The following is a 13,783-nucleotide window of genomic DNA, read 5'->3' on the forward strand; positions in this document are numbered from 1 at the left end:
GCTATTTGTCGACAGCGACCGACCATCGGCCGACGGAAAAGGTCAGTTGCGATGATGTCGGATTCTGTAGTCGGATTTTCACTTGGTTCGGTGCGGTGATGTGGGCGGAAAGAAGCGCATCCTTTAGATCGTAGGGAGCCGCGACGCGAACGAAGTCACCGAAGCTTGCCCCGGCGACGGTAATGGCCGACGAGGTGATGCCCGTTCCCGGAGCTAGGCCGGAAGCCCCACCCGGCTGCCAGTCGATCGTCGCCCTTGCCTGTGCGACCCGGCTGATTTCGCGCCATCCACCAAAAGTATTTTGCAAGACGATGATGGCTCCAGGGCCCGCCTGAAACGTCGTTTCACCAGCCAGATAGATGGGTTTGAAACCGGTGGGGGGGGAGGCAGCATCATGCTCGACGATAAGGCTGCCCTCGGTACAAACAATGGTAATGAGATGGGTGGAAAAGGTATCGCTGAGCCAGGTGAGTCTGGTTTTTCCCGTCACGTAGAAGGCCGTCGATTTGTCGACTTTGACGGCCGCCCGGCTATCGGAATGACTGACCAGCGCTTCAAGTTCGCCTTGGGCGCGAGGTGGGCCTTTTTCATATCCTCCCGCCCGGGACATGTATCGGTTCGATTCGGAAAGGCCGTAACTGCCGTCGCCGACAATGGGCGGGTGGAGCATCGAGGAAATATCGATATGGGTTAAGCGCGAGGAACCCGTTCCGTTGGTGACTTCGATGGCATATCGCGGAAAGCCGGTCAGGTCGTCCACGCGTCCGCCATTGATAATTTTAAGTTCACGGACAGGGGTTCTGATACTGCCGCTGACATGTCCGGTGATCTTGTTGCCGTTGAGATGGAGCGAGCCGATGCTTCCGCCTTCGACCCAGACCAGGGTGCCCGGGCTGGAGAAATTCACATAAGCAAGCTCCGTCGCGACGAGGCGGTGCCGTATGTCGAGAAATCGGTTGTTATCTTTGACTTCAATCGATTGCTTGTAGTTGATTTCGCATCGACACTCCCGAATCAGCAAACCATTGACCTCAACGCCCTGGTCCACGTCGCTAAAGACGGTTCCGCTCTCCATAAAAAAATAGCAATTTACGAATGAAAATTCGGCTATCCAGCCCATTTTTACCAATGTTGCTGGTTTCCCTGAATAACTTAATATATTGCATCCAAGAAAGCTTTTGCGAGTATTGCTATCTGTGCAGCTTGCTATTGTTAATCCATCAAGGTTTTTTTGGCTGTCCCAAATCACGGCGCCGTTTCCGTGATTTCGTAACGTACTATTTTGGATATTGCAGTTTTCGCAAGAAACATTGTAGTAGGACGCGTGTGTAAAGGCGCCGGAGATGTCGATGGTACCGTTGAGGGCGCCGCCGCGGTGATCCGGGGTGCGGGTTACGGCAATGCCGACGGCAGGACTGTTGGCCGTTTCGGATGTCGCCGCGCAGACGCATAGGGTCTGTGCGCCCAATTCGACACCTTCAATATGGACTACGGCTTTCCCGCTGAAATCGGCCGACTCCAGCGCGGAAATCAGTCCACTTCCAAAAATACGGCATCCGGAGTAGTTGCGATTTTTTCCTTCGACGACGTTCGTGAATTTTACCGTGTCGTCGACGAAATAGATCCCCGGCGGCAGCAACAGCATCCCATTCAGGGTGTTGAGAGCGGCCCATGCGGCGGACAGGGCTCGGACGTTACGGGCGGCCGCAGTGGTGTCCTCGGTGACGGCGCCGAACCATTGCGGCAGGATATAGGGAACCTTCATCGGGCCGTGTACCGCCGAGCGGTCGGCGGCCAGATCGAATATGGCGTGGGCTCCGGCATTCAAGACGCATCGGATCGTGATAATGACCCCTGCATCGGGGACAAGGGTCGCGCCGGGGAGGAAAAACAGTGAAAGTTTGGGGCCGAATGTAAGATCCGAGCCGATGCGGTAGCGGCCAGGGGGGAAAAGAAGCGGATCTCCTGTCCCTTGCGCCATTGCCGTCACGAAAGCCGGACGATCGTCCGTAAGCCCGTCCCCTTGAGCGCCATATCCTTGTACATTGACGATCGGCCCAACCAATCCTTTGCGCAACGTGTCTTTGCTGACGTCAATGTCAGGTGGGAAAAGGTCGTTGATGGTTTGCACCGCTATTCTCCCTTGCCGAAACAGCGTTGTCTGGAGGTCTAGAGGTTCAATCCTACGCGTGTCTTGAAGGATGCATGGCGAAACCTGGTGCCACACATCACGGTTTCCCCGCGTTGCCGGCCGGCAGAGTTCCTTTCTTTGCCGATAGGCGCGCGCGACGGACGGTCAGCATGTCGGCTATGTTAAAAATTGCGATGATCATCAATATCTCAAGTGGAATTTGCCGGATATTTTCGAGAATCATCGATGAAATAACCGATCCACCTCCGCCAAAAAAGAAAAATTCTCGAAATGTAAAGTAAACAGCAAGAAAATTACCGGATAGTCTTACTCCAAATAACTGAATTTCTAAAAGAAATAGCAAGCTGCACAAAAATGGAACGAAGATGACGCCGGGCCATTCAAGTGCGGCGAAACAATCGGCGAATAGTCCGATTGTCGGAAAACCCTCCAGGCCCCAAGTCCGTAGGCCATAGTGCCAAGTGATGAGATCCGCAGAGCCGATGCGCGGTTTGTCGGGGTAGAGCGAGGTCGGCAGCAACAATGCGAAGCCGTCGGTGACCGACGTCCAGCCATAGGGGCCGAGTGTAACGACAGAATTGACGATGACATCCGTGTTGGCGATCAGCATGAAGCGGGAACTGGTTTCAGAGTAGCGTCCCAAATAGGCCAACCCTTGCGTGAACAAGGCCGTATCGAACTCGTATGTTCTTTCTTCGTCCCATTGCTTGAAGAAGTCGGCGGGATCGGAGATTGCGCGAATCATGAATTCGCTAACCTGTCCTGCCGTCAAACCGGTCGCGCTTCCCTGGCCCCGTCCGGCTCTCATCATGTTGACTGCGGGATATACGAACGTAATTCCGATGAAAAGTGCCGCAAACAATGAAATTATTTGAGTTCTCGTCATGCGGCGGCGATAGGCCATGGATGTGATGAAATAAACCAGGACTGGAGCGGCGACACCTTGTTTGCTGTTAGCGATGAATCCTAAAAACACCATCACCAACAAAATCAGGTTGAGGCTGTGCGACATCGATTTCTGTCCGCCCGTCGATGTGAGCACTCGCCACGTTTCGGCGACCAAGGAAAGATAAATAATATAACTGAAATTTCTGGTAATTCCAACCAAGCCACCATATTGGACATCACCACTTTCCGATTTACTATAATATAAATTAACGGCAGTAACGGCTAGTCCAATAACGAAAGAGATATTGCGGACGGCCCCTAGAGTATCCGTCGAGGGTTCGATGCTGATAACCTTGCGACCTCGCAAGAGGAATGAAACGAAAGCCGCCGCCATGCAGACGGAGGTGATGCCTACGAACAAAACCGCGATCGTAATGTCGGGGGAAAGAAGATTGCTGTCCGCCGGCTGATCAAGTATAGCTTTTGCTATTTGTGAATAGGTGAGATAAGTGAAAACAAGAAAAGAAATAAGAATTCCAGCGACGCTGGTGAATCCGATGTATGACAGCGTTAATATTGTGACAACGAATGTCACGAATACCATAAATGCAAAATATAGAGATGTTCCGTCGAAAATCTGCACCACGAAAAGCAGCATGGACGCGATGATGAGAGCGGCGACGATATTTCCTGATCGCACGCCGGGGCCAGAAGCGATAGGGAGGGGGCTGCCCTGAAGGCGGTTCGATGGGCTTGCCATCAGATACCGTTATGAACTGGCTGTCGGGCGATAATCATAGCGGTCCTTCATTAATAAAAGGAGAGGGTGGTGCGTGCTCAGTCGCGGAACGTTGTACTATCGGAAAAGAACAAACGTCGTTCTTTTCCCATTACATGGGGGCTGATGGTCAACAGAGGTAGGCATGACAAGAGTCCTAAAAAAAATCGTCTCGTCATTGAGGTATTCTTTCCTCGAGTCACCTGTATTGATGCCCCTGACATGGTCCAATTTCCCTGATCACGGATGGAGAGTGACGTGGCGCGCGAAAATCGCTTTGAGCGATTCCGCCGTTCTTCCGATGGCCGCTCGCAGATCCTCTCGTTCCTTCGGAAGGAACAGGAAATTGTTGATATATTGATCGGAGGTGCCTGCGGCAGGTTCTTCCAACCGCGTCAGTTCCGTTCCCAGGACGGCAAATCCGAAATATCCAGCGTCACGCAGCCATGAGAAGAGACGGGACGGCGCGCCAGGATTGTGGCGATCCTCCGTTTCGATCAAAAGGGCCGGGCGGCAACGTTTCAGGGTATTTGCGGCGCCCTTGAGAACCGCCTCCTCATGCCCTTCGACGTCTATCTTGATGAAGGAAACGGACTGGAGATCGTATGAGTCCAGTGGTTTCATGGGGACGGTTCGCGTACGGATGGATGACGAGTCCTTTACCATCCCCAGTTGATTATTGGTCTCGATCGTGGCGACGCCGGTGTTGTCCGCGACATATCGGAATTCCGCCGATCCATGGTGGTCGGACAGCGCGACGCCCTCGATGACGGTGCTGGGTACCCTGCGGCGTATTTCCGGCCAAAGGTCGGGGTTGGGCTCGAAGGACACGACGTTCTTGGCGTAGCGTGCCATGAAAAACGAATACTCACCCATATTCGTGCCAATATCGATTGCCCCGTGACTTTTATCGCAGAGAACCGGGATGAACCAAAATTCCGGATCAAAATATCTATCGCGGCGTGCTATCCGCAAAGACAGCCAGAGTCTCGGAAAATTCTTGTATATGATCGACGCTACGAAGCCTTTGATGGTCATGGATAAAAGCCCGGATTGTCATTGTGAATGGGTCGCTTCACGATAATGTGCGTATTTTATTGGAATTTTATATAAAAGATTAACGTTTCCTTATTTTTCATCGCGTCGTTTTGGTATGCGCCAAAGGTCGTTCGTCGAAATGTAGGGCTCCTACCTCGGTTATTCCCGGTGTAGAGCTTTTTCCCTGTTGGCCAAGTGGTGGAGTGGTGGCCACCTCATGGTTTGGGCGAATCATTCGGCAATGCGCGTTGAGCGCGCATCCTGGTTTTGGTATATCCGTGATGATGGTGCGGTGCAAGGTAAAACACCCGCGTGTTCGTTTGGCGTTCTTTCCTGCCTCGGGTGGCGTTGGCGCCGTGCGTAGTAATATTTCAATATAAGTTTTTTTACTGTGGCGATACGCTGAATTCCTGGATTCCGCAACGACCATCTGCTAGGGGCGAACTGCCGATAATGGGGGCGTTTGTAAATGTGAATAATGGTGATGCCGCGGCCGGTGAAGCTTCGGCGTACGGGGGTGAATATTTTGATATAATGCGAATGTGGGGGGAAGAACGGCTACCTTGATGGGCGTCTATCGGCTATTCTAATACGCGTATCCTCTCAATTGAATTGTCGCTTTAATAAATGATCATCGGGACTCGAATACGGAAATTTCTTCGCATCATACAGGTTCCGGCGTTTCGTCGTGCCTTGATGCATGGTGTGGCCGCGACTGTCGAGCATGCCGGTCCATTGCGGGGGTTGAGTGTGGCATCCGTGTTGGATATCGGTGCGAACAATGGACAATTCGCGCTGCTTGCCCGTCACTTGTGGCCGGCGGCCAGGATTTCGAGTTTTGAGCCGCTTGCCGACGCGAGTGCACGCTTTTCCTCTGTCTTAGGGAACGATCCGTCGGTCAATCTTTTCAATGTGGCATTGGGGGTGGAGCGCGGCGAAGCGGATTTCCATGTTTCAAGGCGTGCCGATTCGTCGTCGATGCTGGCGATCACCAACCGTCAGACCGCGATGTTTCCCGGCACCGAAGAGATCTCGATGATCAAGGTGCCCGTCGATCGGCTTGACGCTCTGTTGACGGCCAATGAATTGCGGCCTCCCGTACTGTTGAAAATTGATGTGCAGGGCTTCGAAATCCCGGTGCTGGAAGGCAGCACTGGGATAATAGACCGCGTTGATCACGTTTATTGCGAATGTTCCTTTAAAGAGTTGTATCAGGGACAAGCCTTGGCTCATCAGGTTGTCCGCTGGCTCGATGACCGGGGGTTCGCGCTACGGGGGGTCTATAACCTATCATACGATGGAGATGGCCGGGCCGTTCAGGGGGATTTCCTGTTCGAGCGGCTTATTCCTGCCTTCCAGGAGGAGCGTCCTTTCGGTCACTCCTCAAAGAGTGTCCCTGAAACGGTCTAATAAGTGACGGGGAAAGTTCGTCATCATGACTTTTTCGCAAATCGCCCTAAATGCCGCGTTTCGAGGCCGGGGGCGTCGCCACCTCCGCCACGGCCCCTCGAACTCCCAAGGCCGATACGACGGACCATAGTTTGTCCGACGTTACGTTGATGTCGAGATTGTTCTCTGCATAGGAACGAGCGGTTCGGCACATCCGGGCATAAGTCTCGTCAGGGATGGCGCGGGCACGTTCGATTGCCGCGGCGATGTTTTCTTCGGTTTTGTCGAACAGCAGTCCGAGACCGTCCGTTTCGGCGAAGTCCCAGGCCAGTCCCTTGCTTACTAGTACCGGACGTCCACTTGCCAGAGACTCCGCCACGCAGTTGCCGAAATTCTCGCGAATGTCGTTTGCTTCGATTCCAGATGGCAGGACCAGGAAATCCGAATGCGCAAGGACAGTGGAGATTTCGTTTCGAGGGAGATAGCCGGTCAGTTCGATTGCCCCCGCGGACTGTTCGACGAGGGCTTTGAATCGGTCGCCATAGTTTCCTCGGCCTTGGACATCACCGACTACAATCACCCGCTCGCCCTGCTGGCGGTTGGCGAGCCATATTTCCAGGAACCGATTGATCCCCTTTTCACGGGAAATGCGGCCTACATAGCAAAAGGTTAGTCTCTTTTGGCGTGCCGTTGGAGCGATGGGCCAGGACGTAAGATCCAATCCGTTCGGTACGAGCACACTGCGAGCCTCGGGCAGAAGGTCCCGGATCCCCTGTTGTTCAAGGTCGCTGGTGATATGGATGTAGGCCGCCGCACGCATGGTGGGTAATGTCAGGCAGCGGTAGAAAAGCCATTTGTGCGGTTTGTCCGCTTTTATCGTGGCGACTGTGCTCCTCATTAATCCACCCCTTGGCGCGACGACGAACGGTCGCCTAAGACAGGTGCAGACGAGGGCTGCGAGAGTGGTCGGCCAGTTGGCGATGCCGCAGATATATACGGTGTGAGCCGCCAGGCAGCTTCTTAACACGCTGAGCAATGCTCCCGGACCAAACCCCCAACGCTTGAACAGAATAGCTCGGAAAAGATCGACGCGTACGAAATGGGGCAGGCCGATTGCGGCCGCCGTGACACGTCCTTCCGTTGAGCCATCGCTGACGCAGAGACGGAATGAGTACTGCTTTCGGGCCCACGCCGAGCATAGGTTGAAGGCGCTTTCGGCGACGCCGCCATAACCCTTGGCCGGCGTTACATGAGTAGCCACCATCGTCACGGTGGTTTTGCTCATTTGCCATCTTTCACGGTGCCGTTACCAAGTTTGATCAGGCCTTTGGTGAATTCGAACCAAGTATACATCATCGCATATTCAAAACCGTACCGTCCGTCGCGAAACCCTCCACGCCAGAAGTAATGGAAGAAGAAGCGACCGGGAACGCGTACCAGGGCGCTCTGGAAGAGCAGGCTTAGTTTTGCCCGGGCGGTTGGCAGTCCATCATAACTGGATTTCAGGTTCGCTTCCTGGGCTGCCAGTTTCACATGCTTGTGCAGCCATGAAACAAGGTCGCCATCGAACCAGTCATGGAGATAGGGGATATCGATCAGCAATTCCCGGGCATCGGCATTCGCGGCCTCGCCATGATTGGTATGATTGGGAACGAAATGGGCATGACCCCGGCGGACCAATCGGGGATGATACATCGGATAGGCTGGTACATAGCGTAGTGGCTTTCCCTTGAAGTAAAGAATTGAGGCCACCTGCCCGACGTCGAAATCGTCGCGGTCTTTTATTTCAGTCTCAAACCAGTCATAAAATTTTTGTGGGAAAACTTCGTCAGCATCGATGAAAAGAACCCATTTGCTGGTGATATCGCATTGTCGCAAGGCAAAGTTGCGTTGCGCGGAAAAACCGCTCCAAGGGTTCGTCGTTACTTTGCATCCGTCGGCTTCGGCGATGCCGACTGTTCCGTCGGTGCTGCCACAATCGACCACCAGGACCGGATAGCGTTGAGGAATCGCGGCCAGACAGGTGGAAAGCCGTCGCGCTTCGTTCAGCGTCAGGATCACGACCGTCAAATTCGCGTTGTTTGACGGGCGAAAGGGCACGCGGGAGGAGGTTGAGGTGGGGCCGTCGCTTTCTAATATTTCTCTTACACGAACTTCGGCCACCTCCGTCTCCCCTCAACGCCCGTTATGCATAAATGTTGGCGTGACAGAAGACAGAACCCTCTCGAACCGATCGGCGATAACCGAGGCATCGAACATCTTCTCGGCGTAGATTCGTCCATGACGGCCCATGAATTCACGCATCGAGGCGTCGCTCAACATATCGTCGGCTGCCGCAATCAATCCTTCGACGTCTCTTGGCGCGATAACGCGCCCCGCTTCCGCGCGTCTGACTGTTTCCGCCGCCAAATTGGACAGCGGTACCGACAGCAAGATGGCCTTGCCGGCGCTAAGATAGCTAAGCACCTTGGAGGGAACCGAGAAAATACCGGCGCTTTCCTCGAGAATGGCCAGGAGAAGATCTCCCGTCCCCAAGACTTCCGAGAGGCGGTTGTAAGGCTGGTAGGGCAGCAGGATCAAATTATCGAGTCCAAGTGCCGCCTTTCGTTCGGCCAGCCAGGCGGCGCCCATGCCTTCCGAAATCACCACGATACGGACATCGGGCTGGGATTGGAAATGGGCGGCCAGACGTTCAAAGATCGCGGGGTTGTGCTTGAACCCAAGCGTGCCGGAATAAAGGAGCACCCGCTTGTCCGTCAGGCCCTGTTCCTCCGACCAGGCGTTGCGCCGCGGCCGCGGCTGAATCTCATTCAACGGGGCCCAATTCTCGATGACGTGGCAGTCGTCCCGGGCAACACCCATCTGCGAGCAGATATCCAGGAAATGGCTGGTGATGACGACCACGGCCGCGCTTTGGCGCAACATCCTGGCTTCCTGGAACCGATAAAATCTGGCGATCTGTTTTCCCAGGATGGGAAGTTTCTGGGGAAGGATCTTCTCCATGGCGACGCTGGCCACGTCTTGCAGCCAATGCACCATGGGAATGTGGTGGTTTCGGCATGCGGCATTGATTTCGAGTTGGGAATCGATGGGGGTGTTCGCTGAGATCACGACGTCCGGAGACGATTCGATTATGGCGCGGGCGGCCACCTTTCCATACTCCACCTCCTGAAACCGCCGGCGGATGAACGAAAATTTTTGGAAATTCCCCGGGATGGAGAGTCCTCGGCTGCGATAGCCTTCCGCCAGCCCCTTCCCCCCGGTCGCCTGAGGGGCTTGGCACTGCGTGAAGTAGAGGTGCTGGACGACATGCCCGCGACTCGCCAGTTCCTTGCACAAATCGAATGGAAAGGCGTGACCGGCATAATCGTGCACGGCAATCCGCAGGCATGAATTTTGTCTGGCGGAAAATTGATTCAGGGATATTTTGTCTATTACGTCATTTTGTGTATTTGCTTTTGACATTTTATGCGACGCTGTTTGTTGATTTAGTATGCATTACTTTTTTCGAATACGACGAATATCGTCTTTATCATTATTTTTATATCAAGCCAGATCGACCAATGTTCGATGTAGTAGAGGTCGAACTCCACGCGTTTCAGAATTTTTTCTTCGTTATCCGTCTCTCCCCGCCATCCGTTGACCTGAGCCCAGCCGGTGATGCCCGGTTTGACGCGGTGACGGGCGACATAATTCTTGACGACATCCTCGTAATAGCGTTCGCCGGCCTTGGCTTTCATGGCATGAGGGCGGGGCCCGACGATCGACATGTCGCCGTTGATGACATTGAAGATCTGCGGCAATTCGTCGAGGCTCAGCTTTCTCAGCCATCGGCCGACACGGGTCACCCGATCGTCGTTCTTGGTCACCAGTTTGGCCGCATCGGCGTCGGTCGCGTCGATTCTGAGGGTGCGGAACTTGAAAATGGTGATGGGCAGGTTGGCATAGCCATAACGCTTCTGCCGAAAGATGGCGGGGCCGGGGCTGTCCAGCTTGATCAGGACGGCGATCAAGCCCATCACCGGAGCCAGCAAGACCACGGAGCAAAGGGCGACGGTGAGGTCCAGAATACGCTTGTGCAGCGGTTTCCAATGCTTGAGCGGACGCTCGCTGATATGGCCCAGCAGTCCCTCGTCTCGCAATTCGAAGCGTTTGAAGTCGATGGAGCGCACCGGCAGGTCGACGGTCAGGCTGACGTCCACCGGCAGTGCCGACAGGGTCACGATGGCTTCACGCAAACGGTGATGATCGATGCGTGGCAGCGAAAGGATCACCTCGTCGATGCCCTCCTCCTTGGCCAAGGTGGCGATATCTTCCAAATCGAAAACGCCGGCCAGGCTGAGGGTACTGTCCCGGGAGGTATGAAAACGGCGTAGCGCCTTCTCTCGCGTTTCGTCCGTCGTGACCAGGGCGACCCGGCGTTGGAACTTTCCCTGTCGCGACCAAAAGATGATCAGGCGGGCCACTCCGACGCGGCCAAGCAGCAATGTGGTCAGGGAGCCGGAGAACCACAGCAGGACCCAGCCTCTGGAAATTTCCGATGACGATTTAGCCAGGAAAGCCAGGGCCAGTCCCGTCACCAAGACCAGAATCCAGGCGAGGGTAATGCGTGAAAACTGCCAGCGAAGGCGGATCAGATTACGGAAATCGTAAGTCCCCGCGAGATGCAGGGCGCGGCAGGTGCCGATCGCTCCGATAAAACCATAAAGAGAATAGGTAATGATTCCGTCTCTACCATCCGAGAAGCGGCCGAGATAAACTAGATGGCTGACCAGGGCGCCGATGGCGATAACGGCTGCGTCGTACAAACGCATGCAGTCGAGAACGATTTTCTGGGTAAGAACGAAGCCGGAATGCTTTTTGGCGGCGGCGGAATAATGAAAGGAACTGGCAGTCGTTTCCAACATGGCGAGCTTCCCCCAAAAACGCAAAAAAAACCCACGTATCCCGCAACCCAGCCAGTTCCAGGCAGATGCGGCCCTCCCTGCGATTCTTTGTATTTTAGTAAAATACTCTGGATTTCGCTGCGCTGCAACCAAAGGGAGTCTTTTCGGGATATGGATTAACGATATAGACGAGTCGGGGTTCGGCATATATCTAAATGATTGATGCTAGTAGTATGCAATAATTTTTGTACGGTTATTGTGGGCGCCTCGCGATCTCGAAGATTGTCGTGGTGAGTTTGGTGAGCATGGACTTTTCCCGGGCCTCATAAGGGGGTGGCTATCTTCGAAAAAGTTCCCGATATAGAGTGGGGAGCCTGTCAGCCGGCCAGCCAAAAGCGATGGTGGCGCCGAGAAGGGGGGCGGCAATGGGGGCTCGGGGGTGATGGGGGTTGCATGGCCTTCGGTTGTGATGCTGCGAGATTGAACGCTTTAGTATGATTTTCTCCCCTTCGAAATTATTGTCGTTCCTGAGTGGGCTGGCCGGGCAGGGCGGGGATGTCGATCGGCCGCCGGAGGTTCCCGCCGGCCGCCGTCTTTACGTCATCGGCGATATTCACGGCCGGGCCGACCTGCTGATGACGTTGCGTCGGCAGATCCGGGAGGATGCCGAAGGGCGTGGGGCGGCACGCAATGTCGTCATCCATATCGGCGACTACGTCGACCGCGGCGAGGAATCACATCGCGTCCTCGATATGCTTCTCGATGACCCCCTGCCGGATTTTGAAAGCATTCATCTGCTGGGCAATCACGAGAAAAGCCTGCTTCAGTTTCTTGCCGACGCTTCAATCGGCCCGTATTGGGTGCGTTATGGGGGCGACGCGACGCTTTACAGCTTCGGCGTCCGTCCACCGGCCGCCTCCGCCTCGGCTGCCGAGTTCGAACGGGCCCGTCAGCTTTTTGCCTCAAATTTTCCGTCTCGCTACCGCAGCTTCCTGGAAACGCTGTCCTGCGCCCATGAGGAGGGGGACTATCTTTTCGTCCATGCCGGTATCCGGCCGGGAATCCCCCTGGACCGGCAATCGCCGGACGACCTGTTGTGGATCCGGGAGGATTTTCTTTTTTCCAACGCCTCGCATGGCAGGGTGGTGGTGCACGGTCACAGCATCAGCGATCAGCCCGAGGTGCGGCACAACCGCATCGGTATCGATACCGGCGCTTTCGCCAGCGGACATCTGACTTGCCTAGTTCTCGAGGGGGCCGAACGGCGTTTTCTGCAGACCTGATGGAGCGGAAAATTCGTCAATTTCCGCTGAGTTGTCAAAGTCCTGTCAATTTCTGCTTACAATTATATGGCAATGAACGCGATTTCCTTGCGCGATCATTTTTGAAGAACCAATAATACCATTGATCTTGGTGACGGGTTGCTGAGGAGGGAGATGTGAGTGACGTCGTTCTGGTGGCTGGCGGAGCTGGTTACATCGGAAGTCATGTGTGCAAGGCTCTCGCCGCCAATGGCTTTCTTCCCGTCACCTATGACAGTCTGGAGAAGGGGCACGACTGGGCGATCAAATGGGGGCCGTTCGAACGAGGCGACATTCGTGACCGAGGCCGTTTGGATGAGGTTCTCGAGCGCTGGCGGCCGGTTGCGGTTTTGCACTTCGCCGCCTTTATCGAGGTGGGCGAATCCGTGCGGGATCCCGGCCGCTATTGGGATAATAACGTCGTCGGCAGCTTGACGCTGATCGCGGCTCTGCGTGATGCCGGAGTGCCCGCGATCGTGTTTTCATCGACGGCGGCCGTCTATGGAATGCCCGAGCGCGTTCCCGTCGATGAAAAGGCGGCTCTGGCGCCGGTCAATCCATACGGTGCCACCAAAATGACGGTGGAAACCATTCTTGATGATTTTGAGGCCGCGCATGGCCTACGGTCGGTGGCGTTGCGCTACTTCAACGCCGCCGGAGCGGATCCCGACGGGGAGATCGGTGAATGCCATTCGCCCGAGTCGCATCTGATCCCTTTGATCCTGGATGCGGCCATCGGGCGCCGATCCCACATTTCACTCTATGGTGAGGACTATCCGACCCCGGATGGGACCTGTGTCCGCGACTACATTCATGTGACCGATCTTGCCTCGGCCCATGTCTTGGCGCTCAAGCGGCTGCTGGGGGGAGGGGCTTCGCTCCGCTGCAATTTGGGAAACGGTGCCGGCTTTTCCGTAAAGCAAGTGTTGGATGTCGCGCGCCGTGTCACCGGAAAGGCGATTCCCGCGGAAATTTGTCCGCGTCGCCCGGGAGACCCCGCCATCCTGGTCGCGGATTCGTCGCTCGCCATCCGTGAATTAGGGTGGGCGCCGCGTTTGGCCGCTTTGGAAACACAGGTGACCCATGCCTGGGCTTGGCATCAGCATCGCCCGGACCTGAAATAACCCTGAAGACCTTTTGGCCCGCCTCGTTCGAACTGGGAACCGTACGTCTGATTCCCTTTGTCGCATCAGATATCGCCCGAGCCTTGGTATAAGGACTGTTGACATTCATGACGGCCGTTGCCCCCTTGAAGGGGGGGCGCCTTAAGGCTTCTCCCGTTGCCTCTGGTTCCCCAATGGCATGAACGGAAACCCCGGATATTTTGAACCACCAAGGCACCAAGACACCA

Annotated in this window: 10 protein-coding genes; 3 read left to right on the forward strand and 7 right to left on the reverse strand. The window is 55.1% G+C overall.

The genetic code is table 11. The annotated features are described in order from the left end of the window. Window position 1 precedes the first annotated feature (1 nt). From CWS72_RS11480 to CWS72_RS11490, 3 genes are all read right to left on the reverse strand, one after another. Window positions 2-2,131, reverse strand: coding sequence for a glycosyl hydrolase family 28-related protein (locus CWS72_RS11480; RefSeq protein ID WP_158240606.1), 2,130 nt, complete (start codon window positions 2,129-2,131; stop codon window positions 2-4). Between the two features lie 97 nt (window positions 2,132-2,228). Then, window positions 2,229-3,800: a hypothetical protein gene (locus CWS72_RS11485; protein ID WP_101250748.1), complete on the reverse strand. Its 1,572-nt coding sequence runs from the start codon at window positions 3,798-3,800 to the stop codon at window positions 2,229-2,231. A gap of 258 nt (window positions 3,801-4,058) precedes the next feature. Continuing rightward, window positions 4,059-4,856 (reverse strand): FkbM family methyltransferase, encoded by a 798-nt coding sequence (locus CWS72_RS11490; protein ID WP_101250749.1) that lies wholly within the window; start codon window positions 4,854-4,856, stop codon window positions 4,059-4,061. A gap of 627 nt (window positions 4,857-5,483) precedes the next feature. Here CWS72_RS11490 and CWS72_RS11495 point away from each other — a divergent pair. Beyond that, window positions 5,484-6,266, forward strand: a complete 783-nt coding sequence (locus CWS72_RS11495) for an FkbM family methyltransferase (protein WP_101250750.1) — start codon at window positions 5,484-5,486, stop codon at window positions 6,264-6,266. Window positions 6,267-6,312: 46 nt separating this feature from the next. Here CWS72_RS11495 and CWS72_RS11500 read toward each other — a convergent pair whose 3' ends face one another. The 4 genes from CWS72_RS11500 to CWS72_RS11515 all read right to left on the reverse strand — a co-directional run bounded on the left by CWS72_RS11500 (window position 6,313) and on the right by CWS72_RS11515 (window position 11,152). Beyond that, on the reverse strand, window positions 6,313-7,530 hold the full coding sequence (locus CWS72_RS11500; RefSeq protein ID WP_101250751.1) for a glycosyltransferase: 1,218 nt from the start codon (window positions 7,528-7,530) through the stop codon (window positions 6,313-6,315). Continuing rightward, window positions 7,527-8,408, reverse strand: coding sequence for a glycosyltransferase family 2 protein (locus CWS72_RS11505; RefSeq protein WP_199175642.1), 882 nt, complete (start codon window positions 8,406-8,408; stop codon window positions 7,527-7,529). Before CWS72_RS11505 ends, CWS72_RS11500 begins: the two co-directional genes overlap by 4 nt. 12 nt (window positions 8,409-8,420) lie before the next feature. Continuing rightward, entirely contained in the window at window positions 8,421-9,620 is a 1,200-nt protein-coding gene (locus CWS72_RS11510) for a glycosyltransferase family 4 protein (RefSeq protein WP_158240607.1), read from the reverse strand. Window positions 9,621-9,733: 113 nt separating this feature from the next. Continuing rightward, window positions 9,734-11,152 (reverse strand): undecaprenyl-phosphate glucose phosphotransferase, encoded by a 1,419-nt coding sequence (locus CWS72_RS11515; RefSeq protein WP_158240608.1) that lies wholly within the window; start codon window positions 11,150-11,152, stop codon window positions 9,734-9,736. Window positions 11,153-11,625: 473 nt separating this feature from the next. Between CWS72_RS11515 and CWS72_RS11520 the strand changes: the two genes are divergently transcribed. Both CWS72_RS11520 and galE read left to right on the forward strand, forming a co-directional pair. Continuing rightward, window positions 11,626-12,414: a metallophosphoesterase gene (locus CWS72_RS11520; RefSeq protein ID WP_101250755.1), complete on the forward strand. Its 789-nt coding sequence runs from the start codon at window positions 11,626-11,628 to the stop codon at window positions 12,412-12,414. 155 nt (window positions 12,415-12,569) lie between these two features. Next, complete coding sequence (gene galE / locus CWS72_RS11525; protein ID WP_101250756.1) at window positions 12,570-13,556, forward strand: UDP-glucose 4-epimerase GalE; 987 nt, start codon at window positions 12,570-12,572, stop codon at window positions 13,554-13,556. Window positions 13,557-13,783 lie beyond the last annotated feature (227 nt).

This window comes from Telmatospirillum siberiense (assembly GCF_002845745.1).
Taxonomy (GTDB): Bacteria; Pseudomonadota; Alphaproteobacteria; order Rhodospirillales; family Magnetospirillaceae; genus Telmatospirillum; species Telmatospirillum siberiense.